This is a genomic window from Streptomyces sp. NPDC002306, from assembly GCF_053593435.1.
Window position 1 is genome coordinate 1 of record NZ_JBSFCK010000042.1, and the last position, 23,107, is coordinate 23,107.

The 23,107-nt window shown below is 71.1% G+C and carries 18 protein-coding genes; 11 read left to right on the forward strand and 7 right to left on the reverse strand.

Annotated elements, in window-relative coordinates:
* The 3 genes from treS to glgB form a co-directional block, all read left to right on the forward strand.
* The coding region (gene treS / locus ACWCQK_RS36395; RefSeq protein ID WP_451162579.1) for a maltose alpha-D-glucosyltransferase at positions 1-1,413 on the forward strand (1,413 nt) is incomplete at its 5' end.
* 84 nt (positions 1,414-1,497) lie between these two features.
* The gene (locus ACWCQK_RS36400) at positions 1,498-2,886 is read left to right on the forward strand and encodes a maltokinase N-terminal cap-like domain-containing protein (protein WP_451162581.1); all 1,389 of its coding nucleotides are present in this window, start codon (positions 1,498-1,500) and stop codon (positions 2,884-2,886) included.
* 29 nt (positions 2,887-2,915) lie between these two features.
* Positions 2,916-5,471, forward strand: a complete 2,556-nt coding sequence (gene glgB, locus ACWCQK_RS36405; RefSeq protein ID WP_451162583.1) for a 1,4-alpha-glucan branching enzyme — start codon at positions 2,916-2,918, stop codon at positions 5,469-5,471.
* An 83-nt stretch (positions 5,472-5,554) separates the two neighbouring features.
* Here the strand turns inward: glgB and ACWCQK_RS36410 are convergent, their stop codons facing one another.
* The 5 genes from ACWCQK_RS36410 to ACWCQK_RS36430 all read right to left on the reverse strand — a co-directional run bounded on the left by ACWCQK_RS36410 (position 5,555) and on the right by ACWCQK_RS36430 (position 11,071).
* Positions 5,555-7,777 carry a HelD family protein gene (locus ACWCQK_RS36410; protein ID WP_451162585.1) on the reverse strand — a complete coding sequence of 741 codons (2,223 nt, stop codon included), beginning with the start codon at positions 7,775-7,777 and terminating at the stop codon, positions 5,555-5,557.
* Positions 7,778-7,981: 204 nt separating this feature from the next.
* Positions 7,982-8,323: a thioredoxin family protein gene (locus ACWCQK_RS36415; protein ID WP_451162587.1), complete on the reverse strand. Its 342-nt coding sequence runs from the start codon at positions 8,321-8,323 to the stop codon at positions 7,982-7,984.
* A 7-nt stretch (positions 8,324-8,330) separates the two neighbouring features.
* Positions 8,331-8,759, reverse strand: coding sequence for a MerR family transcriptional regulator (locus ACWCQK_RS36420; protein ID WP_451162589.1), 429 nt, complete (start codon positions 8,757-8,759; stop codon positions 8,331-8,333).
* 66 nt (positions 8,760-8,825) lie between these two features.
* The gene (locus ACWCQK_RS36425) at positions 8,826-9,590 is read right to left on the reverse strand and encodes a DUF2127 domain-containing protein (protein ID WP_451162591.1); all 765 of its coding nucleotides are present in this window, start codon (positions 9,588-9,590) and stop codon (positions 8,826-8,828) included.
* Between the two features lie 89 nt (positions 9,591-9,679).
* On the reverse strand, positions 9,680-11,071 hold the full coding sequence (locus ACWCQK_RS36430) for a cation:dicarboxylate symporter family transporter (protein ID WP_451162593.1): 1,392 nt from the start codon (positions 11,069-11,071) through the stop codon (positions 9,680-9,682).
* A gap of 175 nt (positions 11,072-11,246) precedes the next feature.
* Between ACWCQK_RS36430 and ACWCQK_RS36435 the strand changes: the two genes are divergently transcribed.
* Together ACWCQK_RS36435 and ACWCQK_RS36440 are read left to right on the forward strand one after the other, a co-directional pair.
* On the forward strand, positions 11,247-12,911 hold the full coding sequence (locus ACWCQK_RS36435) for a sensor histidine kinase (RefSeq protein ID WP_451162595.1): 1,665 nt from the start codon (positions 11,247-11,249) through the stop codon (positions 12,909-12,911).
* Complete coding sequence (locus tag ACWCQK_RS36440) at positions 12,908-13,606, forward strand: response regulator (protein WP_451162597.1); 699 nt, start codon at positions 12,908-12,910, stop codon at positions 13,604-13,606. Before ACWCQK_RS36435 ends, ACWCQK_RS36440 begins: the two co-directional genes overlap by 4 nt.
* Positions 13,607-13,635: 29 nt before the next feature.
* Here the strand turns inward: ACWCQK_RS36440 and ACWCQK_RS36445 are convergent, their stop codons facing one another.
* Positions 13,636-14,253: a hypothetical protein gene (locus tag ACWCQK_RS36445; protein ID WP_451162599.1), complete on the reverse strand. Its 618-nt coding sequence runs from the start codon at positions 14,251-14,253 to the stop codon at positions 13,636-13,638.
* A gap of 63 nt (positions 14,254-14,316) precedes the next feature.
* On the opposite strand from ACWCQK_RS36445, the gene ACWCQK_RS36450 reads away from it, so the two are divergent.
* The 4 genes from ACWCQK_RS36450 to ACWCQK_RS36465 all read left to right on the forward strand — a co-directional run bounded on the left by ACWCQK_RS36450 (position 14,317) and on the right by ACWCQK_RS36465 (position 18,419).
* On the forward strand, positions 14,317-15,216 hold the full coding sequence (locus tag ACWCQK_RS36450) for a 5'-methylthioadenosine/S-adenosylhomocysteine nucleosidase family protein (RefSeq protein ID WP_451162601.1): 900 nt from the start codon (positions 14,317-14,319) through the stop codon (positions 15,214-15,216).
* Positions 15,217-15,341: 125 nt separating this feature from the next.
* Positions 15,342-16,721, forward strand: coding sequence for an extracellular solute-binding protein (locus ACWCQK_RS36455; RefSeq protein WP_451162603.1), 1,380 nt, complete (start codon positions 15,342-15,344; stop codon positions 16,719-16,721).
* Positions 16,718-17,578 (forward strand): carbohydrate ABC transporter permease, encoded by an 861-nt coding sequence (locus tag ACWCQK_RS36460; protein ID WP_451162605.1) that lies wholly within the window; start codon positions 16,718-16,720, stop codon positions 17,576-17,578. The genes ACWCQK_RS36455 and ACWCQK_RS36460 overlap by 4 nt, the downstream gene beginning before the upstream one ends.
* Before the next feature lie 7 nt (positions 17,579-17,585).
* Complete coding sequence (locus ACWCQK_RS36465) at positions 17,586-18,419, forward strand: carbohydrate ABC transporter permease (protein WP_451162607.1); 834 nt, start codon at positions 17,586-17,588, stop codon at positions 18,417-18,419.
* Positions 18,420-18,467: 48 nt separating this feature from the next.
* Here the strand turns inward: ACWCQK_RS36465 and ACWCQK_RS36470 are convergent, their stop codons facing one another.
* Complete coding sequence (locus tag ACWCQK_RS36470) at positions 18,468-19,493, reverse strand: ATP-dependent 6-phosphofructokinase (RefSeq protein WP_451162609.1); 1,026 nt, start codon at positions 19,491-19,493, stop codon at positions 18,468-18,470.
* 302 nt (positions 19,494-19,795) lie between these two features.
* On the opposite strand from ACWCQK_RS36470, the gene pta reads away from it, so the two are divergent.
* Both pta and ACWCQK_RS36480 read left to right on the forward strand, forming a co-directional pair.
* A complete protein-coding gene (gene pta, locus ACWCQK_RS36475; RefSeq protein ID WP_451162611.1) occupies positions 19,796-21,886 on the forward strand; it encodes a phosphate acetyltransferase in 2,091 nt (696 codons plus the stop codon).
* The gene (locus tag ACWCQK_RS36480) at positions 21,883-23,091 is read left to right on the forward strand and encodes an acetate kinase (protein WP_451162613.1); all 1,209 of its coding nucleotides are present in this window, start codon (positions 21,883-21,885) and stop codon (positions 23,089-23,091) included. Before pta ends, ACWCQK_RS36480 begins: the two co-directional genes overlap by 4 nt.
* The last annotated feature ends 16 nt before the right edge of the window (positions 23,092-23,107 follow it).

The following is a 23,107-nucleotide window of genomic DNA, read 5'->3' on the forward strand; positions in this document are numbered from 1 at the left end:
GTCGACGCCGCCCACCAGCGCGGCATGCGCGTGATCATCGACTTCGTCATGAACCACACCAGCGACCAGCACCCGTGGTTCCAGGAGTCCAGGAAGGACCCCGACGGCCCCTACGGCGACTACTACATGTGGGCCGACGACGACAAGCAGTACCAGGACGCCCGCATCATCTTCGTCGACACCGAGGTGTCGAACTGGACCTTCGACCCGGTCCGCAAGCAGTACTTCTTCCACCGCTTCTTCTCCCACCAGCCCGATCTCAACTACGAGAACCCGGCGGTGCAGGAGGAGATCATCTCGGCGCTGCGGTTCTGGCTGGACCTCGGCATCGACGGCTTCCGCCTCGACGCGGTGCCCTACCTGTACGCCAAGGAGGGCACCAACTGCGAGAACCTCCCCGCGACGCACGAGTTCCTGAGGCGGGTGCGCAAGGAGATCGACGCCAGTTATCCGGACACGGTGATCCTGGCCGAGGCGAACCAGTGGCCCGAGGACGTGGTCGACTACTTCGGCGACTACGCCGCCGGCGGCGACGAGTGCCACATGGCGTTCCACTTCCCCGTGATGCCGCGGATCTTCATGGCGGTGCGCAGGGAGTCCCGCTATCCGGTGTCGGAGATCCTGGCGAAGACCCCGGCGATCCCGTCCGGCTGCCAGTGGGGCATCTTCCTGCGCAACCACGACGAGCTCACCCTCGAGATGGTCACCGACGAAGAACGCGACTACATGTACGCGGAGTACGCGAAGGACCCGCGGATGCGCGCCAACATCGGCATCCGCCGCCGCCTCGCCACGCTCCTGGACAACGACCGCAACCAGATCGAACTCTTCACCGCCCTGCTGCTCTCCCTGCCCGGCTCGCCGATCCTCTACTACGGCGACGAGATCGGCATGGGCGACAACATCTGGCTCGGCGACCGCGACGCGGTCCGCACCCCGATGCAGTGGACCCCCGACCGCAACGCGGGCTTCTCCTCCAGTGATCCCGGGCGGCTGTACCTGCCCACGATCATGGACCCGGTCTACGGCTACCAGGTGACCAACGTCGAGGCGTCCATGTCCTCGCCGTCGTCCCTGCTGCACTGGACCCGCCGCATGATCGAGATCCGTAAGCAGAATCCTGCCTTCGGACTGGGGTCCTATACCGAGCTGCAGTCCTCCAACCCGGCCGTGCTCGCCTTCCTGCGCGAGGCCCCCGCGACCGAGGACCAGGGGGACGACCTGGTGCTGTGCGTGCACAACTTCTCCCGTTTCGCCCAGCCGACCGAGCTGGACCTGCGGGCGTTCCACGGGAGGCACCCGGTCGAGCTGTTCGGCGGGGTGCGCTTCCCGGCCATCGGTGAACTGCCGTACCTGCTGACCCTGACAGGGCACGGCTTCTACTGGTTCCGGCTCCGCAAGGACGCCGCCTAGAAGCCCCGGGCGGGGCGGTTTCCACCGTCCCGCCCGGGGCACGCATCAGTAACACCCCGACCCCCCGGGGAAAGGACGCGACCCATGTCGGAAGCCGTCACGCGCACCGCAGCCACAGGACCTGGCCTTCTCGCGTCCCTGGACCCACTGCTGCGGCAGTGGCTGCCGCGGCAGCGCTGGTTCGCGGGCAAGGGACGCCCGGTCACCGGGTTCTCGCCGGTCGCGGCCACCGAGCTGCTTCCGGCGCACGGCTCGCTGGGCCTCTACCACCTGCTGGTGCGCGCCCACCAGCCGCCCGCGCCGGGCGCCCCCGCCCAGCCCGGCGACTGCTACCAGCTCCTCATAGGCGCGCGCGAGGCGCTGCCGCCCCGGCTGGCACCCGCGCTGATCGGACACGTGACCCAGGGGCCGCTCGCCGGACGGACGGTGTACGAGGCCCTGTACGACCCACGGCCCGCCGATGTGCTCCTGGAGGCCCTGCGCTCCCAGGCCCGCGTCGGCGGGCTGCGTTTCGAACGGGACCGGAGCCAGGAGATACGGACCGGTCTGGTCCCGCGGGTGATGACCGCCGAGCAGTCCAACTCGTCGGTGGTCTACGGAGATACGTTCATCCTCAAGCTGTTGCGCCGGGTCGTGCCCGGCACCAACCCGGACCTCGAACTGCCGCTGGCCCTGGCCCGCGAGGGCTGCGCCCGGGTTCCGGCGCCCACGGCCTGGATGCGGGCCGAGCTGTCCGGCGAGTCGTACGTCCTGGGTGTGCTCCAGCCGTTCGTGCAGGGCGCGTCGGACGGCTGGGAACTGGCGCTGCGCGAGCTGGCCAAGGGGGAGGACTTCGTCGCCGAGGCGCGGGCCCTGGGACGCGCCACGGCCGAGGTGCACACCGCGCTGGCCCGGGCGCTGCCCACGGTGACCCTGGGCCACGCCCAGCTGCGTCCGATGGCCGACGGCATGATCGAGCGGCTCGCCGCGACCGCGCAGGCGGTGCCCGCGCTGCGCCCGTACGCGCCCGGGCTGCGCACCGCCTTCGAGGCGCTGGCCGACCTGGCGGCCGAGGGGCAGACCTGGACCGCCCAGCGCGTCCACGGCGATCTGCACCTCGGGCAGTGTCTGCGGTCGCCGTCCGGCGCCTGGTCCCTGATCGACTTCGAGGGCGAGCCGGCCAAGCCGCTGGCCGAGCGGCGGATGCCGCAGCCCACGGTGCGGGACGTGGCGGGGATGCTGCGCTCCTTCGACTACGCCGAGCGCTCCGTGAGCCCGTCGGTGCCGGGCTGGGCGGACGCCTGCCGGGCCGCCTACTGCACCGGGTACGCGGAGGCCGGCGCCCGCGACCCGCGCACCGACCCCGTGCTGCTGCGGGCCTACGAGACGGACAAGGCCGTCTACGAGGTCCTGTACGAAGCCCGGCAGCGCCCCGACTGGCTCCCGGTCCCGCTGTCCGCGGTGCGCCGTCTGGCCGCGCCCGACCTGTCCTGACCTCACCCCCCGCCCAGGAGGCTCCGTCCGTGACCCCCAGCCCCCCGCCCAACGGTTCGCATCCGAAGAAGACGGCCGAGGAGACGACAGCGAAGAAGGCGGCGGCGAAGAAGGCGGCCACCGAGAAGACGGTCGCGAAGAAGGCGGCCACCGAGAAAGCGGTCGCGAAGAAGGCGGTGACCAAGAAGGCGGCGGCGAAGAAGGCGGTCGTGAAGAACGCGGCGGCCGAGAAGCCGGCCACCAGGAAGACCGTCGCCAAGAAGGCCGTGGCCCGGAAGGCGGTCGCCGAGAAAGCGGTGACGGCGAAGGCCGTGACGGCGAAAGCCACGGCCGCGGAGGTCGTCGACAAGATCCCCGGGCAGGCCGTCCCCGCGGCCGCCCCTCCCATACCCCTGGCCATCTCCCCCGCCGTGGACGCGGGCGACCGTGAGCGTCTTCTGCGCGGCACCCACCACGCCCCGCACTCCGTGCTGGGCGCCCACCCGGTGCCCGGCGGTGTGGCCTTCCGCGCTTTCCGGCCGTACGCGAGGTCCGTGACCATCGCCGCCGGGAACCTGCGCGCCGAACTGCACGACGACGGCGACGGGTTCTTCTCGGGCCTGCTCCCGCTGACCGACGTCCCGCCGTACCGCCTGCTGGTGGCCTACGAGGGGACGGTCCAGGACACCGAGGACGCCTACCGTTTCCTGCCCACGCTCGGCGACCTGGACCTGCACCTGATCGGCGAGGGCCGGCACGAGCAGCTGTGGACGGTGCTCGGCGCCGAGCCGATGACCCACCAGGGCGTGGCCGGAACCCGCTTCGCCGTGTGGGCGCCGAACGCGCGCGGGGTGCGGGTGACGGGCTCCTTCAACTTCTGGGACGGCGCGGGGTACCCGATGCGGTCGCTGGGCTCGTCCGGCGTCTGGGAGCTGTTCGTGCCGGGCATCGGCGAGGGCGAGCTGTACAAGTTCGAGATCACCCGCCCCGACGGCTCGCGGACCGTGCGGGCCGACCCGCTGGCCCGGCGCACCCAGGTCCCGCCCGAGACCGCCTCGATCGTGCACGCCTCGCACTACGAGTGGGACGACGCGGGGTGGATGGAGCGACGCGGGACGACCCCGGCGCACGAGGCGCCGCTCTCCGTCTACGAGGTCCATCTGGCCTCCTGGCGGCCCGGGTTGACCTACCGCCAGCTGGCGGACCAGCTGCCCGCGTACGTCAGGGACCTCGGCTTCACCCATGTCGAGCTGATGCCGGTCGCCGAGCATCCGTTCGGCGGCTCCTGGGGCTACCAGGTCACCGGCTTCTACGCGCCCACCGCCCGGATGGGCACCCCGGACGACTTCAAGTACCTGGTCGACGCCCTGCACCGGGCCGGGATCGGCGTCCTGATGGACTGGGTCCCGGCCCACTTCCCGCGTGACGACTGGGCCCTGGCCGAGTTCGACGGCCGTCCGCTGTACGAGCACGAGAACCCGCTGCGCTCCGCGCACCCCGACTGGGGCACGCTGGAGTTCGACTTCGGCCGCCGTGAGGTGCGCAACTTCCTGGTCGCCAACGCCGTTTTCTGGTGCGAGGAGTTCCACATCGACGGGCTGCGGGTGGACGCGGTCGCCTCGATGCTCTACCTCGACTACTCGCGCGAGCCGGGCCAGTGGGTGCCCAACGAGCACGGCGGCCGGGAGAACCTGGACGCGGTGGCGTTCCTCCAGGAGATGAACGCCACCGTCTACCGGCGGGCGCCCGGGGTCGTGACGATCGCGGAGGAGTCGACCGCCTGGGACGGCGTCACCCGCGCCACCCACCACAAGGGTCCGAGCGGCTTCGGCGGGCTGGGCTTCGGGCTGAAGTGGAACATGGGCTGGATGCACGACTCGCTGGAGTACATGAGCCACGAGCCGGTGCACCGCAAGTACCACCACAACGAGATGACCTTCTCGATGGTGTACGCGTACAGCGAGAACTACGTCCTGCCCATCTCGCACGACGAGGTCGTGCACGGCAAGCGCTCACTCGTGTCGAAGATGCCGGGCGACTGGTGGCAGCAGCGCGCGGACCACCGGGCCTACCTCGGCTTCATGTGGGCCCACCCCGGCAAGCAGCTCCTCTTCATGGGGCAGGAGTTCGCCCAGGGCGCGGAGTGGTCGGAGGCGCACGGCCCGGACTGGTGGCTGCTCGACCCGGCGTACGGGGCGGAGGCCGACCACCGCGGCGTGCGCGACCTGGTCCGCGACCTCAACACCGTCTACCGCCACACGCCCGCGCTCTGGCAGCGCGACACCGAACCGGCCGGCTTCCAGTGGATCGTCGGCGACGCGTCCGAGGACAACGTCGTCGCGTTCGTGCGCTACGACGCCGAGGGCTGCCCCCTGCTCGCGGTGTCCCACTTCTCCCCGGTGGTCCGCCACGACTACCGCCTCGGTGTCCCCGACGACGTCCCCGCCTGGCACGAGACCCTCAACACCGACGCGGCGAGGTACGGCGGCAGCGATGTCACCAACCCCGACCCGGTCAAGCCGGAGCCCCAGCCCTGGCACGGCCGCCCGGCCAGCATCCGGCTGACCCTGCCGCCCCTGTCCACGGTGTGGCTGCGGCCGGCCTGAGCGCCGCCGCGCGGTGACCGCCGGTCGGCGCGGTCGTGTGCGGTGGGATCCGCCCACCGCACACGCACCGTGCCGACCACGCCTCAAGCCGCCGGGTCGACCAGTGCCTTGGGCAGCCGGCCGGTGTGCAGCACCCCCAGCCGCTGGGTGGCCCGGGTCAGCGCCACGTACAGATCGCTGGTGCCGTACAGCGCCGGCTCCACCACCAGTACGGAGTCGAATTCGAGCCCCTTCGACTGCCGCGGGTCGAGCAGGACGACACCGCGGGTCAGGTCCGGCTCCGCGCCCGCCGTCACCCCGTCCAGCCGTGCGGCGAGCTTGCGGTGCAGGTGGCGCGGGGCGATGACGGCGAGCCGCCCCTCGGCCGGGGTCAGCTCCCCGACCGCGTCGGCGACCGCGCCGGGCAGGTCGTCGGTCGCGCGCACCCACGGCCGTACGCCCGTCGAACGCACCGAACTCGGCGGCTCGAAGCCGGGCTGCTCGGCGCGCACCACGGCCGCCGCGAGCTCCATGATCTCGGCGGGCGTGCGGTAGTTGACGCCGAGGCGGGTGTGCGTCCAGCGGTCCTCGACGTACGGCGCGAGGATCTTCGCCCAGGAGCCGACGCCCGCCGCCTCCGCGGTCTGCGCCGGGTCGCCGACCAGGGTCATCGAGCGGGTGGGGCTGCGCCGCATGAGCAGCCGCCACGCCATCGGCGACAGCTCCTGCGCCTCGTCGACGATGATGTGCCCGAACGCCCAGGTCCGGTCGCCCGCGGCCCGCTCGGCGGCGCTGCGGTGGTCGTCCTCCTCGTGCCGCTCGGCGAACCGCTCGGCGTCGATGATGTCGTGCGCGGACAGGACCTCGGAGTCCTCCGCGTCAATGTCCTCGAACTCGTAGGTGCGCGAGGCGTAGGAGACGTCGAGCACGCCCTGCGCGTAGGCGACCTGGGTCTCCCGCTCGCGCTCCGCGGCAGCCCGCGCCACCCGCTCGTCCACGCCCAGCAGTTCGGCCGCCTCGTCCAGCAGCGGCACGTCCGCGACGGTCCACGCCCGGGTCACCGGGCGGCGGACGGCGGCCGCGTCCTCGTCGGAGACGTAGCCCACCGGGTCGGCGAGGAAGTCCGCGACCAGACGCTGCGGTGTCAGCCGCGGCCACAACTGGTCGATGGCGGCCCAGACCTCGGGGTTCTCGGCGAGGTCGTCGCGGATCTGGGTGATGTCGCTCGGGTCGAGCAGGTTGGTGCCGTCGAACGGGTCCGTGCCGATGCGCTCGGCGACCATGTCGGTGAGCGTGTTGAGGATGTGGCCCTCGAAGTGCTCACGCGCCACGTTGTGCGGCAGTCCGGCCGAGCGGGTGCGCTCCCGGGCCATCCGCACCAGGCCGTCGTCGAGCATCAGGACCTCGCGGTCGTGCTCGATCGCGATCACCGGGTCGGGCAGCGCCTGCCAGTCGCGTACGACGTCGGCCAGGACGTCCGCCATGTCGGCGCGGCCCTTGACGGCGGCCGCCTCGCGGGTGTCGGTCGCGGTCGCCCGCACCCCGGGGAACAGCTCGCCGACCGTCGCCAGCAGGACGCCCGTCTCGCCGAGCGAGGGCAGCACCTCCCCGATGTAGCCGAGGAAGGCGGGGTTGGGCCCGACGATCAGGACGGCCCGCTTGGCGAGCAGTTCCCGGTGCTCGTAGAGGAGATAGGCGGCCCGGTGCAGGGCCACCGCCGTCTTCCCGGTGCCGGGGCCGCCCTCGACGACCAGCACCCCGCGGTGCGGCGCCCGGATGATCTCGTCCTGCTCGGCCTGGATGGTCTGCACGATGTCGTTCATCCGGCCGGTGCGCGCGGAGTTGAGCGCGGCGAGCAGCACGGCGTCCCCGGTCGGGTCCTCGTGGCCGGTGCGGGTGGCGTCGCCGAGGTCGAGGATCTCGTCGTGCAGGGCGGTCACCGTACGGCCGCTGGTGGTGAGGTGCCGGCGCCGGCGCAGGCCCATCGGGGTGTGGCCGGTGGCCAGGTAGAACGGGCGGGCGACGTCCGCGCGCCAGTCGATCAGCATCGGTGTGCGTTCGGCGTCGTCGGTGCGCAGGCCGATGCGGCCGATGTGGTGGCTCCCGCCCGAGGTGAGGTCGATACGGCCGAAGCAGAGCGAGCCGTCGACGGCGTCGAGCGCGGCGAGCAGCCCGGAGCGCTCGGCGACCAGGATGTCCCGCTCCAGCCGGGCCTGCATGGGCGTGTTGCCCTGCGCGAGCGCGTCCGTGACGCCCGCCTCGGTGTCTCCGCGCAGGGCGTCCACGCGCGCGTACAGGGCGTCGACGAATTCCTGCTCACTACGCAATTCACTGTCTGGAAAATCGGTGTTTGACAATTCTGCTCCCGCGCGGATACACTGTGCCCAGTGGACTTCTTCGCGACCGTTCCTCTGGAAGTCGCGAATTAACGAATATACGCAAAGAAATCCCCCGAGCGCAATTGCTCGGGGGATTTCTTTGCTTACCGCGTGCGGAGCCCGCCCGCCGCGGCCGTCCCGCGTCGCCTGCGGTCAGCCCGCGTCGAGCACGTCGGACAGCTCCTCCAGCAGCCGCCGCCTGGGCCGGGCGCCCACCATCGACCTCACCGGCTCACCGGCGCGGAACACCATGAGCGTGGGCGTCGCCAGCACGCCGTAGGCGATGGTGGTCCGCGGGTTGCGGTCCACGTCCAGCCGGACGACCCTGATCCGGTCCCCCTCCTCGAAGGCGATGTCCTTCAGCACCGGCCCGAGCTGCCGGCACGGCCCGCACCAGTCGGCCGTGAACTGCACCAGCACCGGCAGGTCCGAGCCGATCACCCGCGCCTCGAAGTCCTCGTCCGTCACCTCGGTCACGCCGTCCGTCTCGGTCATGGTTCGATCACCCTTCCCGCCCTCCCAGTTCGCACCGGGGTTCCGGACCGCCCGGAACCAGCGCCTCGGCGGCCAGCGCGGTCCGCGCCGACTCGGCCTTCGCCAGCTGGCCGCCGACCAGGGCCCGCACCGCCCGCAGCTCGCCGATCAGCGCGTCGAGCTCGTCCAGCTTGCGCCGGTAGACCGCGAGGGACGCCGGGCACGAGTCGCCCTCGGGGTGGCCGGCCCGCAGACACTCCACGAAGGGCCGGGTCTCCTCCAGGTCGAACCCGACGTCCCGCAGAGTCCTGATCTGCCGCAGCAGCCTCAGGTCCCGCTCGTCGTAGGACCGGTGCCCATGCTCGTCCCGTCGCGCGGGCAGCAGCCCCCGCGACTCGTAGTACCGCAGCGTCCGCGTGGTGGTGTCGGCCCGTGCGGCCAGTTCGCCGATGCGCATGCGGACGAACGTACGCCTTGACGTCGGCGTCAAGGCAAGCGCGCGGTGCTAGTGCCGCAACAGGCACTAGACCGGCACGCCCGCGGACTCCTCCACCTCCAGGAGCGACGCGCTGCGCCGCTCCTCCTCGAAGGCCCGGCGCCCGCCCCGCAGCCCGAACAGCCGCTTGGTGAGGGCGATGTAGAGCACGGCGAGGATGTTGAGGACCAGGGTGGCGATCTTCAGCCAGCTGATGTGCTCGGTGAGTTCGTAGATCTCCAGCGGGAGGAACGCGGCCGTGGCGACCACGGTCAGGTACTCCGCCCAGCGCTTGGCGTACCAGAGGCCGACCGCCTCGACGAGCTCGATCAGCGCGTAGACCAGCAGCAGGCCGGCCACCAGCACCAGCGTCGAGTGCTCGTAGCCGAACGTCTTCTGGATGGTGCCGACCACGGGTGAGTGGTCGAGGTCGTAGTGGAAGTGCCGGAAGACCGGGCGCAAGACGTCCAGGTACTCGTCGAAGAGCCGGCGCACCGCGTCCTGGCTGTTGCTGAACTTCCAGACGGCCGCCGCGACCAGCACGATGAACACCCCGCGCACGGCCCGTTCGATCGCGAGGAAGCGCAGGATGAACAGGTCGCGCAGCACCTTGCCGCGCGGGACGAGCGGGGCCTCGTCGGCGGGGCCCGTGCCGTGCGGCTCGCCCAGGGCGAAATCGCCGCAGCGCAGACAGCGCCACACCTCGCCGACGGCCGTCTCGGCGCGCAGCCGCTGCCGCAGGCCCGCTTCGTCCGGCGCGTATGTCACATGCCCGTGCCGTGCGCAGGTCCGCCGGTCCCAGTCGATCTTCATCCCCCGTGCCTCCATGTGCGTGCCGCGCCGTTCGACCGGCGCGGCACGCTAATGGAGGCGATTAAGAAGAAGGTAAGGATCGGCCGCGACTACGCCTTGGCCAGTTCCTTCTCGCCGCCCTCGCGCGGCTCGGGCAGGTCGGAGCCGGCCCCCGCGTCGCCGTCGTCCAGCAGCGTCCGCTCGTCGAAGGGCAGCTCACCGGCGAGCACCCGCTGCACGCGGGCCGTGTCGATCTCCTTCGTCCAGGTGCCGACCAGCACGGTGGCGACGGCGTTGCCCGCGAAGTTCGTCAGGGCGCGGGCCTCGCTCATGAAGCGGTCGATGCCGACGATCAGGCCGATCCCGTCCACCAGCGCGGGCTTGTGCGACTGGAGACCACCGGCGAGCGTGGCCAGACCGGCGCCGCTGACGCCCGCCGCGCCCTTGGAGGCGAGGAGCAGGAACAGCAGCAGCGGGATCTGCTCACCGATCGACATCGGCGTGCCCAGGGCGTCGGCGATGTACAGCGACGCCATGGTCATGTAGATCATCGTGCCGTCGAGGTTGAAGGAGTAGCCGGTCGGGACGGTGATGCCGACCACCGACTTGCTGACGCCCAGGTGCTCCATCTTCGCGATGAGCCGCGGCAGCGCGGACTCGGAGGAGGAGGTGGACAGGATCAGCAGGAACTCACGGGCCAGGTACTTGCACAGCACGAAGACGTTCAGGCCGGCGACGACCCGCAGCAGCACACCCAGCACGACGAAGACGAACAGGAAACAGGTCACGTAGAACCCGAGCATCAGCACGGCGAGGCTCTTGAGGGCGTCCAGGCCCGCCGAACCGGTCACCGCGGCGATGGCGCCGAAGGCACCGATCGGGGCCGCCCACATCACCATGGCGAGGATACGGAAGACGAGCCGCTGGATGTGCTCGACACCGCGCAGCACCGGCTGTCCGACCGGGCCCATCGCCTGGAGCGCGAAACCGGCGAGCAGGGCCACCAGGAGCGTCTGGAGGACCTGGCCCTCGGTGAAGGCCGACAGGAACGTGGTCGGAATGATCGACAGGACGAACTCGACGGGCGGCAGCGCCTCGTCGGACACCTGGTCGTGTCCCGTCGCCTTGAGCGCGTCCGTGAGGTGCAGTCCGTCACCGGGGTGCAGGACGTTGCCGACGACCAGCCCGATGGCCAGCGCGACCAGGGACATCGCCAGGAAGTAGCCGAGCGCTATACCGCCGACGGCGCCCACCTTCGCGGCCTTGCGCACCGAACCGATGCCCAGCACGATCGTGCAGAAGATGATCGGCGAGATCATCATCTTGATCAGGTTCACGAAGCCCGTGCCCAGCGGCTTGAGCTCGACCGCGAAGTCGGGGGCCACCAGGCCCACGACGATGCCGAGGGCCACCGCGGCGATCACCGCGAGGTAGAGGTAGTGCGTGCGGTCCCGCTTCGCTGCGGGCGCGGCAGGTGCCGGATTCGGGGTGCTGGCGGCCACGGCTGCCCTCCTTGACGTCTTTGTCGGCTTTCCCGGAGTGCGGCTCACGTCCGGGAAGTGTCGGGAGCGGCGCTCCCGGGGGATGGGGGGATGCCGTGACTATCCACCCCTGTGTGAGGGCGGTCACCCTTCCGTTCATTTAGTTCACGCTTAACGCGGAGGGCACACTGACGACATGCCCCTCCGCTTCCCGAGGCCCCGCAGCCTGGCCGGCCAGCTCTTCGCGATGCAGGCCGTGCTGATCGCGGTCGTCGTCGCCGGGTACGCGCTGTTCACCTACGTCAGCGACCGCAACCAGGCCCAGGAGGCGGCGGGACGTCAGGCCACGGCGGTGGCGCGGTCGGTCGCCGACGCCCCCTCGGTGCGCGCGGCCGTGCGGACCGCCGACCCGACGGCGCTGCTCCAGCCGTACGCGCTGCGGGTCATGCGTGACACCGGCGTCGACTTCGTCACGATCATGGATCCGCGGGGCATCCGCTGGACCCACCCCGCCGAGGACGAGATCGGCCGGCGCTTCCGGGGCAACACCGCCCGCGCCCTGAAGGGCCAGACCTTCACCGAGACCTACACCGGCACCCTCGGCGCCTCGGTCCGCGCGGTCACCCCCATCCTGGACGACGACCGGCGGATCATCGGCCTGGTCAGCGCCGGCATCAGGGTCGAGGCGATCAGCGCGCGGGTACAGGACCAGGTCACGGCCCTGATCGGGGTCGCGGCGGGCGCGCTCGCGCTCGGCGCGATCGGCACGTACGTCATCAACGCCCACCTCCGCCGCCACACCCACGGCATGAACGCGGCCGAGCTCAGCCGGATGCACGACTACCACCAGGCCGCCCTGCACGCCGTGCGCGAGGGCCTGCTGATGCTCGACGGCCGCTACCGGGTGGCGCTGATCAACGACGGCGGGCGGGAACTGCTCGGGGTGTCCGGCGAGGTGGTCGGCCGGTCGGTGGCGGAGCTGGGTCTGCCGGTTCCGCTGACCGGGGCGCTGCTGGCCTCGGAGCCGAGGGTGGACGAGGTGCACCTGACCGCGCGGCGGGTGCTGGTGGTGAACACCTCGCCGGTGTCGGGCGGCGAGCACCGGGGCACGGTGGTCACCTTGCGGGACGTCACCGAACTCCAGTCCCTGACGGGCGAACTGGACTCCGAGCGGGGCTTCACGCAGGCGCTGCGCTCACAGGCGCACGAGGCGGCGAACCGGCTCCACACGGTCGTGTCCCTGATCGAACTGGGCCGCGCGCAGGAGGCCGTGGAGTTCGCGACGGCCGAACTGGAGCTGGCCCAGGCGCTCACCGACCAGGTCGTGGCGGCGGTGAGCGAACCGGTGCTGGCGGCGCTGCTGCTGGGCAAGACGGCCCAGGCGAACGAGCGGGGCGTGGAACTGGTGGTGTCGCGCGAGAGCGGCCTCGACGACGGACTGCTGCCGCGGTCCCTGCCCGCGCGGGACCTGGTGACCATCCTCGGGAACCTGATCGACAACGCCGTGGACGCGGCGCAGGGCAGCGGGCGGGCCCGGGTGACGGTGACGGCGTACACGAAGGCGGCGGACCTGGTCCTGCGTGTCTCGGACACGGGGGCGGGCGTGGACCCGGCCCACGCCGAACTGGTCTTCCAGCGCGGGTTTTCCACGAAGCCGGCCGGACCGGGCGGCCGGGGTCTGGGCCTGGCCCTCGTGCGGCAGGCGGTGACCTGGCACGAGGGGGTGCTGTCGGTGGCGGAGGCCGAAGGGGGCGGGGCGGAGTTCGTGGTGCGGCTGCCGCTGCGCACGGGCGCCGCGGCGCAGGAGACCGTGGCCCGGGAACCCGTCGCGCGGGACGCCGTGCCGGGAGGCGACGCATGACGGCCGGACAGCCCATCCGGGTCCTCGTCGTGGAGGACGACCCCGTCGCGGCGGACGCGCATGTGCTGTACGTGGGGCGGGTGCCGGGGTTCGTGGCCGTGGGCAAGGCCCACACGGGCGCGGAGGCACGGCGGCTGCTGGACCGCACGCCCGTCGACCTGCTGCTCCTCGACCTGCACCTGCCGGACGTGCACGGCCTGCAACTGGCCCGGTCGCTGCGGGCGGCCGGGTACCACGCGGACGTCATCGCGGTGACGTCGGCGCGGGATCTGACGGTCGTACGGGAGGGCGTGTCGCTCGGCGTCGTGCAGTACGTGCTGAAGCCGTTCACCTTCGCGACCCTGCGGGACCGGCTGGTGCGGTACGCGGAGTTCCGGGGCGCGGCGGGCGAGGCGAGCGGACAGGACGAGGTGGACCGGGCGCTGGCCACGCTGCGGGCGCCGGGGCCGGCCGCCCTGCCGAAGGGCCTGAGCGCGCCGACGCTGGAGCGGGTGACGGAAGCGCTGCGGGAGGCCTCGGCGGGGCTCACCGCGGCGGGGGTCGCGGAGGAGGTGGGCATCTCCCGGATCACGGCCCGGCGCTACCTGGAACATCTGGTGGAGGCGGGACGCGCCGCACGCAAGCCGCTGTACGGGCAGGTGGGACGGCCCGAGCTGGTCTACCGCTGGGTCCGGGGGGCGGAGCGGGGAAGGTAGCAGCGGCGGAGCGCGTCAGGCGTGGTCACTCACACGGCATCCGGCCCGGCTCCGGCCCCCGTTCCCACAGCGGTCCCCGCTCCCGCACCCGCACGCGTCGCCGCCCCCGCCCGGAGCGGCAGCGCGTACACCACGATGTACGCCCCCAGCCCCACGACGGCGAGGGCCTCGATCACCGAGAGGGTCAGCAGGCCGCGTCCGAGGTGTCCGGCGGCCCAGTAGACGACCAGCGCGCTCAGCGGGACGACGCAGAAGGCGAGCAGGTCGACGGCGCATTGCACGACCTTGCGTGACCTGCGCCGGGCGTCCGCGCGGTGAAAGGTCTCCCACCCGAAGGCGTGCGTCCCGCCCTCGCCCGCGAGGGCGGCCAGCCGCGGTGCGAGCTCGCCGCGCACGTACGCCCCGATCGCCGAGATCTTCTCGTCGTTGACGAGATAGGTCCACCCGAGCACCACGCACACCGGCGGCAGGCTCAGCAGCATCGACGCCTGCCTGGCCTGCGCCGCCGCGGCGACGACGGCGGCGACCACGGCGAGGGTCACGTACAGCAGATTGTCCCGGAACCCGATCCGCGCCTTCTGCTCGTCCTTGACGCTCTCGTACTCGGCGAGCAGCAACTGCCCGACGGTGACGTCCCGCTCCGTCACTCCCTGTCCCCCTCCGGTATCAACACCGCGTCCGGGTCGACCACTTGGCAGTACCTTAAGGGGATGCCGGAGACGAACCCCACCGTTGTGGTCCTGACCGCGCTCGCACTCGAGTACACGGCCGTGCGCGCCCACCTCACGGACCGCGTGGAACGCGTCCACCCGGAGGGGACGCGGGTCGAGGTCGGCCGGCTCGACGGCACCCCCTGGGCGGTGGCGATCGCCGAACTGGGCGAGGGAGCCGTGGCCACGGCCGCGCTCACCACGCGGATCGCGTCCTGGCTGCGCCCGCAGGCGGTGTTCTTCGTCGGGATCGCGGGCAGCCTCAAGTCCGACATCGGGATCGGGGACATCGTGGTGGGCACCAAGGTGTACGGCATCCACGGCGGCAAGCAGACCTCCAGGGGCTTCCTGGTCCGCCCCGAGGCCTGGCCGGCCTCGCACGCCCTGGTCCAGGCGGCCCGTTCCGCGGTACGGGACATGCCGGACGTTCGGGCGCACTTCAAGCCGATCGCGGCCGGTGACGTGGTGCTCGCGGACTCCCGGTCCGAGATCGCACGGCATCTGCGCGAGCACTACAACGACGCCGCGGCGATCGAGATGGAGGGGTCGGGGGCGGCCCACGCGGCCCACCTCGACGGGCAGTTGGACGCGCTGGTGATCCGCGGGATCAGCGATCTCGCCGACGCGCGCAAGAGCGCGGCCGACCAAGGGGGCTCACAGCAGCGGGCGGCGGCGCAGGCCGCGTCCGTGGCGATGGCGGCCCTGCGCAAGCACCGGCCGCGCGCGGGCTCGCCCGGCACGCGGGACGACGCCCGCGGCGGCTCCGACGGCGGTGCGGGCGGCGCGTTCACGGGGGGACCCGTCTACCACGGGGACCACATCGACTTCAGCGAAGGCACCTTCTTCGGGCCCGTCGTCGGCAGGACGACACGGGAGGACCGGGCGTCTCGCGGCGAGTAGGAGCGGGCGTCGCGACCACCTGCCGACATTCAATATCACGCACACGCATTGACCTGACTAGACCATTCCTCTTACCTTCGCACGGCAGCCATCCCGGCCACGACGAAGTGAGTCCGCAGGAGGTCATGTCCGTGCGTCCTACCGCCCGTACCCGTCCAACCGCCCTGCTAGCGACCCTGATCACGCTCGCCGCGCTCTCCGCCTGCGGCTCCGGTTCCGGCAGCGATCCGGACACCGTGAAGATCTCCTTCAAGCAGTCCACCGACAACTCGATCCACGTCATGGACGACTACCTCGCGGGCGTCAAGAAGGAGTTCGAGAAGGCGCATCCGGGCAAGAAGGTCGAGCTCGTCCCCATCAAGGCCCCGGACTCGGAGTACTACACCAAGCTCCAGCAGATGCTCCGCTCCGCCAAGACCGCCCCCGACCTGGTCTACGAGGACACCTTCCTCATCAACTCGGACATCACCAGCGGGTACTTGAAGCCCCTCGACCCGTACCTCGCCAAGTGGCAGGACTGGGACCAGTTCATCGACACGGCGAAGGCGGCCGCCCAGGGCCAGGACGGCAAGACGTACGGCGTCCCGGACGGCACGGACACCCGGGGGCTCTGGTTCGACAAGGGCGTCTTCCGGAAGGCCGGTCTGCCCGCCGACTGGCAGCCGAAGACCTGGGACGACGTCCTGGCCGCCGCCCGCACCATCAAGGAGAAGGTCCCCGGCGTCACCCCCCTCAACGTGTACACCGGCAAGCCCGCCGGCGAGGCCGCCACCATGCAGGGCTTCGAGATGCTGCTCTACGGGACCAACGACGGCACGTCCGACCCGATGTACGACAAGGCGGCCAAGAAGTGGATCGCCGGCACCCAGGGCTTCAAGGACGCCCTCACGTTCGTCGAGACGGTCTACAAGGAGAAGCTCGGCCCGGACGTCTCCGACGCCCTCGACCCCAACTTCGGTACCCGGGTGCGCGGTGAACTCTTCCCGCAGGGCAAGCTCGGCATCGACCTCGACGGCTCCTGGCTGCCGCAGGACTGGCTGCCCGGCAGCGGTCACGAGTGGCCCGAGTGGTCGCAGAGCCTCGGCCTCGCCGCCATGCCCACCCAGCACGGCCAGGCCCCGGGCAAGGTGAGCATGTCCGGCGGCTGGACCTGGTCGATCCCGTCCAAGGCGGGCAACCCCGACCTCGCGTTCGACTTCGTCAAGACGATGCAGACGAAGGCCAACGCCCAGAAGTGGTACATCGCCAACTCCGGTATCGCGGTCCGCAAGGACGTCGCCGCAGACCCCGCGTACGTGGAGGCCCAGCCCGGCATCAAGTTCTTCACCGACCTCGTGGCCAGCACCCACTACCGGCCGGCGTATCCCGCGTACCCGAAGGTCTCCACCGCCGTCCAGGAGGCCATGGAGGGTGTGACGACGGGTGACCTGTCCGTCGACAAGGCGGCGAGCGGCTACGACGAGACACTCAAGGAGGTCACCGACGGCCAAGTGGTCGAGAAGTGACCGCGCGCTCGCTCACCCGCGCCCTCCCCCTCACCCCGGCCCTGGTCCTGCTCGTCCTCTTCCTGGCGGGCCCGATCGCGTACTGCGCCTACATCGCCTTCACCGACCTCCAGCTCACCGGCCAGGCCCACTCGTCGTTCGTCGGCTTCGACAACTTCCGTACGGCGTTCCAGGACGAGGACTTCCTGAACGCCGTATGGCTGACCCTCGTCTTCACGGTCGTGTCGTCGCTGATCGGCCAGAACACCCTGGGCCTGGGCCTGGCCGCCCTGATGCAGCGCGCCTCCAAGCCGGTGCGCACGCTGACGGGCGCCGTGGTCATCACCGCGTGGGTGCTCCCGGAGGTCGTGGCGGGCTTCCTCCTCTACGCCTTCTTCCGCCGTGAGGGCACCCTGAACGCCATCCTGGACTGGCTCCATCTCCCGTCCCAGAACTGGCTGTTCACCCTCCCCATCCTGGCCGTCTCGTTCGCGAACGTCTGGCGGGGCACGGCGTTCTCGATGCTGGTCTACTCGGCGGCCCTCAACGAGATCCCGAAGGAGATCACGGAGGCGGCGCAGGTGGACGGCGCGGGCGGGTGGCGCCGGATGTGGCACATCACCCTCCCGATGATCCGCCGCTCCATCGGCACCAACCTCATGCTGAACACGCTGCAGACACTGTCCGTCTTCGGACTGATCTGGGTGATGACGAGGGGCGGTCCGGGAGACCGGAGCCAGACCCTGCCGCTGTTCATGTACGAACAGGCCTTCCAGAACAGCATGATCGGCTACGGCACGGCGGTGGCGCTCCTGCTGCTCGTGGTGGCCTCCCTCTTCTCGGTCGTCTACATGCGTCTGCTGCGGACGGAGGTCTGACCCGCACATGTCCCCGGTCTCCCGACGCTCGACCCGGCGACTCGCCGCCGACCTGGGCCTCCTCGTCGTGGCCCTGGCCTTCGCGCTCCCCCTCGTCTGGGTGGTCCTGTCCTCCCTGGACCCGCACGCCGACCTCAGGGTGAAGGCTCCCGACGGCCTCACCCTGGGCAACTTCGACGACATCCTCACCCCGGACATCACCTTCACGCCGCTGCTGAACAGCCTGATCCTGTGCGGCGGCGCGACCGCGCTGACGGTGGCGTGCGCGGCGCTCGCGGCCTACCCGCTCTCCCGCTTCCGCTCCCGCTTCAACCGGCCGTTCCTGCTGTCGATCCTGTTCGCGACGAGCCTGCCCATCACGGCGATCATGGTGCCGGTCTACGCCCTGTTCGTGCAGGTCAACCTGATCGACACGCTCCAGGGCACGATCCTGTTCTTCGCCGCCTCCCAGCTCCCCTTCGCCATCTGGCTGATGAAGAACTTCATGGACGGCGTCCCCAAGGAACTGGAGGAGGCGGCCTGGACGGACGGGGCGTCGTCCTTCCAGTCCCTGGCCCGCATCGTGCTGCCCCTGATGGGCCCCGGGGTCGCCGTCGTGACGGTCTTCTCGTTCGTGATGATGTGGGGCAACTTCTTCGTGCCGTTCATGCTGCTGCTGACCCCGGACCAGATGCCGGCGTCGGTGAGCATCAACGAGTTCTTCGGAAACCGCGGCATGGTGGCGTACGGCCAGCTGGCGGCCTTCTCGGTGGTCTACTCGACACCGGTGATCCTGCTGTACGTGCTGATCGCCCGGCGCCTCGGCGGGGGGTTCGCGCTGGGCGGGGCGGTCAAGGGCTGAGCGCCCGGGCGGCGGCGGGCACGGCGCCACCGCCCGGGACGGCCCTGCCTAGAAGACCGACTCGGCCTCGTCCATGCGGTCCTTGGGGACCCTCTTCAGCTCGGTGACCGCCTCCGCCAGCGGGACCATCTCGACGTGCGTCCCGCGCAGCGCCGTCATCTTGCCGAACTCGCCCTGGTGCGCGGCCTCGACCGCGTGCCAGCCGAACCGGGTCGCGAGCACCCTGTCGTACGCGGTCGGCGTGCCGCCGCGCTGGACGTGGCCGAGGATGACCGGCTTGGCCTCCTTGCCGAGGCGCCGTTCCAGTTCGTACGCGAGGGCCGTGCCGATGCCCTGGAAGCGCTCGTGGCCGAACTGGTCGATCGCTCCCTTGCCGTAGTCCATGCTGCCCTCGACCGGGTGGGCGCCCTCGGCCACGCAGATCACCGCGAACTTCTTGCCGCGGGCGAAGCGCTCCTCGACCATCTTGACCAGGTCGACGGGGTCGAAGGGCCGCTCGGGCAGGCAGATGCCGTGCGCGCCCGCCGCCATGCCGGACTCCAGCGCGATCCAGCCCGCGTGCCGGCCCATGACCTCGACGACCATCACGCGCTGGTGCGACTCGGCGGTCGTCTTGAGGCGGTCCATCGCCTCCGTGGCGACACCCACGGCCGTGTCGAACCCGAACGTCCGGTCGGTCGAGGAGATGTCGTTGTCGATCGTCTTCGGGACGCCGACCACCGGCAGACCGGCGTCGGACAGCATCCGCGCCGCCGTCAGCGTGCCCTCGCCGCCGATCGGGATGAGCGCGTCGATGCCGAAATCGCGGGCGATGTCGGTGGCCTTGTCGCAGGCCTCGCGCAGCCGGTCGCGCTCCAGCCGGGAGGAGCCGAGGATGGTGCCGCCGAGGGCGAGGATGCCGCCGACCGCGTCGAGGTCGAGGGTGCGGTGGTGGCCGTCGAGCAGGCCGCGGAAGCCGTCCTCGAAGCCGATGACCTCGTCGTCGTACTGGGTGACCGCTCGGTGCACGACCGACCGGATCACTGCGTTCAGGCCAGGGCAGTCGCCGCCTGCGGTCAGAACTCCGATGCGCATCGTGCTGTGTCTCCTGCTCGCTGTTGGTACCGGGGAGCCGGTCCGATTGTTTCACGTCCCTCAGGACGATGTCGCTTCCGTATGGTCCGTCGCCATCCGTCCCGATCAGCGCCGTCCGCCCCCCCCTGCCGGGACACCGGTCTTGACGGGCGCCTTATAGAGCGGCAGGGGTATTGTCAAGGGGGTCCAGCTCGCGACAGCGGGCCATTTTTCGCGCCACAACGAGCACAAGAGCAGCTGACGGCGGCGGGCCCCACGAGGACGCCCCCGCGCCAGCCGACCCTACGAAACGGAGAGCACGCGTGACGCGCAGCGTGTACGTGACCGGGATCGACCGCGGCGACGGCCGCCAGGTCGTCGAGCTGGGGGTCATGGAGCTCCTGACCCGGCAGGTCGACCGGGTGGGCGTGTTCCGTCCGCTCGTCCACGACGGACCCGATCGCCTGTTCGAGCTACTGCGCGCCCGCTACCGGCTCTCCCAGAACCCGGCGACCGTCTACGGCCTGGACTACCACGAGGCGTCCGCCCTCCAGGCCGAGCGGGGGACGGACGAGCTGGTGTCGACCCTCGTGGACCGGTTCCACCTGGTCGCCCGCGACTACGACGTGGTCCTCGTGCTGGGGACCGACTTCGCCGACACCCAGCTCCCGGACGAGCTGTCCCTCAACGCCCGGCTCGCCAACGAGTTCGGCGCCTCGGTCATCCCCGTCGTGGGCGGCCGCAAGCAGCCGGCCGAGTCCGTGCTCGCGGAGACCCGCAACGCCTACCGGGCCTACGACGGACTCGGCTGCGACGTCCTCGCCATGGTCACCAACCGGGTCGCCCGGGAGGACCGGGACGAGATCGCCCAGCGCCTCGACTCGCGTCTGCCCGTCCCCTGCTACGTCCTGCCCGACGAGCCGGCGCTCTCCGCGCCCACCGTGGCCCAGATCGGCCACGCCCTCGGCGCCCGGGTGCTCCTCGGCGACGACTCGGGGCTGGCGCGGGACGCCCTGGACTTCGTCTTCGGCGGCGCCATGCTGCCGCACTTCCTCAACGCGCTGACCCCTGGCTGCCTGGTCGTCACCCCGGGCGACCGCGCGGACCTCGTCATCGGCGCGCTGGCCGCGCACAGCGCCGGCACCCCGCCGATAGCCGGCATGCTGCTCACCCTCGACGAGGTGCCCAGCGACGAGGTCCTGACCCTCGCCGCCCGCCTCGCCCCCGGCACCCCGGTGCTCTCGGTGGCCGGAAACAGCTTCCTGACCGCCTCCGAGCTGTTCTCCCTGGAGGGGAAGCTGAACGCGGCCACGCCGCGCAAGGCCGAGACCGCGATCGGCCTGTTCGAGCGGCACGTCGACACCGCCGATCTGCTGGACCGCGTCTCCGCGCCGAGCAGCGACCGGCTCACACCGATGATGTTCGAGCACAAGCTCCTCGAACAGGCCCGTTCAGACAAGCGGCGGGTCGTCCTGCCGGAGGGCACCGAGCCGCGTGTGCTGCACGCCGCCGAGGTGCTGCTGCGCCGGGGCGTCTGCGACCTCACCCTGCTCGGCCCGGTCGACCAGATCCGCAAGAAGGCCGCCGACCTGGGCATCGACCTGGGCGACTGCCTGCTGATCGACCCGGCCACCAGCGAACTGCGCGACTCCTTCGCCGAGCGGTACGCCAAGCTGCGCGCCCACCGGGGCGTGACCGTCGAGCTGGCGTACGACGTGGTCAGCGACGTGAACTACTTCGGGACGCTGATGGTGCAGGAGGGCCACGCCGACGGCATGGTCTCGGGATCCGTGCACTCAACGGCCGCGACCATCCGGCCTGCCTTCGAGATCATCAAGACCAAGCCGGACGCCGACATCGTCTCGTCCGTCTTCTTCATGTGCCTCGCCGACAAGGTCCTCGTCTACGGCGACTGCGCCGTGAACCCCGACCCGGACGCGAAGCAGCTCGCCGACATCGCCATCCAGGCCGCGGCCACCGCCGAGCAGTTCGGTGTGCTGCCGCGGATCGCGATGCTGTCGTACTCGACCGGTACGTCCGGCTCGGGCGCGGACGTCGACAAGGTGCGGGAGGCGACCGGGCTGGTCCGCTCCCGGCGCCCCGACCTCAGGATCGAGGGGCCGATCCAGTACGACGCGGCCGTGGAGCCGAGCGTCGCCGCGACCAAGCTGCCCGGGTCCGAGGTGGCCGGCCAGGCCAGCGTGCTGATCTTCCCGGACCTCAACACCGGCAACAACACATACAAGGCCGTGCAGCGCTCGGCCGGCGCGATCGCCGTCGGCCCCGTCCTCCAGGGCCTGCGCAAGCCCGTCAACGACCTGTCCCGGGGCGCGCTCGTCCAGGACATCGTCAACACCGTCGCCATCACGGCGATCCAGGCCCAGGCCCCGAACGAGAAGGCGTCCGCCCAGTGAGCCCCACCCGCGTCCTCGTCCTCAACTCCGGCTCCTCGTCGCTGAAGTACCAGCTGCTGGACATGCGCGACAGCAGCCGGCTAGCGGTGGGCCTCGTCGAGCGGATCGGTGAGCGGTCCGCACGGCTGAAGCACACCCCGCTCACCGGCGGCGAGGCGCGCGAGCGCAGCACCCCGATCGCCGACCACGACGCGGCGCTCAAGGCCGTGGCGGAGGAACTCGCCAGGGACGGCCTGGGGCTCGACTCGCCCGAGCTCGCCGCGATCGGGCACCGGGTGGTGCACGGCGGGCTGACCTTCACCCGGCCGACCGTGATCGACGACGAGGTGCTCGCCGAGATCGAGCGGCTGATCCCGGTGGCACCGCTGCACAACCCGGCGAACCTCACCGGCATCCGCACGGCCCGCGCGATGCGCCCGGACCTGCCCCAGGTCGCCGTCTTCGACACCGCCTTCCACACCACGATGCCGGAGTCGGCCGCCCGCTACGCGATCGACGTGCAGACCGCCGACGCGTACCGGATCCGGCGGTACGGGTTCCACGGGACCTCGCACGCGTATGTGTCCCGGGCGACGGCGAAGCTGCTGGGCAAGGCGCCCGAGGACGTCAACGTCATCGTGCTGCACCTCGGCAACGGGGCGTCCGCCTCCGCCGTGCGGGGCGGGAAGTGCGTGGACACCTCCATGGGGCTGACGCCGCTCGAGGGGCTCGTGATGGGGACCCGGTCCGGAGACCTGGACCCGGCCGTCATCTTCCATTTGAAGCGCGTTGGCGGAATGTCCACGGACGAGATCGACACTCTTCTCAACAAGAAGAGCGGGCTGATCGGGCTGTGCGGTGAGAACGACATGCGCGAGATCCGTCGGCGGATCGACGAGGGCGACGAACAGGCCCGGCTGGCCTTCGACATTTACATTCACCGTCTGAAGAAGTACATCGGCGCGTATTTCGCGGTGCTCGGCACGGTGGACGCCGTCGCCTTCACCGCCGGGGTCGGCGAGAACGCGGCGCCGGTGCGCGAGGCCGCGATCGCGGGGCTGGAGGGGCTGGGCCTCGCGGTCGACGCCGGTCTGAACGCCGTACGTTCCGACGAACCGCGGGTGATATCGCCCGTCGGCGCGCGGGTGGCGGTCGCCGTGGTGCCGACCGACGAGGAGCTGGAGATCGCCACGCAGACCTACGCGCTGGTCGGAAAGAACAGCTGAACGAGAACCGACGAGT

Coding starts and splice junctions, on each gene's coding strand:
- ACWCQK_RS36450 (WP_451162601.1), top strand. CDS start 14,317: ATGCCGGAGACGAACCCCACCGTTGTGGTCCTGACCGCGCTCGCACTC.
- ACWCQK_RS36415 (WP_451162587.1), bottom strand. CDS start 8,323: ATGACCGAGACGGACGGCGTGACCGAGGTGACGGACGAGGACTTCGAG.
- ACWCQK_RS36455 (WP_451162603.1), top strand. CDS start 15,342: ATGTCCGTGCGTCCTACCGCCCGTACCCGTCCAACCGCCCTGCTAGCG.
- ACWCQK_RS36435 (WP_451162595.1), top strand. CDS start 11,247: ATGCCCCTCCGCTTCCCGAGGCCCCGCAGCCTGGCCGGCCAGCTCTTC.
- ACWCQK_RS36470 (WP_451162609.1), bottom strand. CDS start 19,493: ATGCGCATCGGAGTTCTGACCGCAGGCGGCGACTGCCCTGGCCTGAAC.
- ACWCQK_RS36400 (WP_451162581.1), top strand. CDS start 1,498: ATGTCGGAAGCCGTCACGCGCACCGCAGCCACAGGACCTGGCCTTCTC.
- ACWCQK_RS36425 (WP_451162591.1), bottom strand. CDS start 9,590: ATGAAGATCGACTGGGACCGGCGGACCTGCGCACGGCACGGGCATGTG.
- ACWCQK_RS36420 (WP_451162589.1), bottom strand. CDS start 8,759: ATGCGCATCGGCGAACTGGCCGCACGGGCCGACACCACCACGCGGACG.
- ACWCQK_RS36440 (WP_451162597.1), top strand. CDS start 12,908: ATGACGGCCGGACAGCCCATCCGGGTCCTCGTCGTGGAGGACGACCCC.
- ACWCQK_RS36465 (WP_451162607.1), top strand. CDS start 17,586: ATGTCCCCGGTCTCCCGACGCTCGACCCGGCGACTCGCCGCCGACCTG.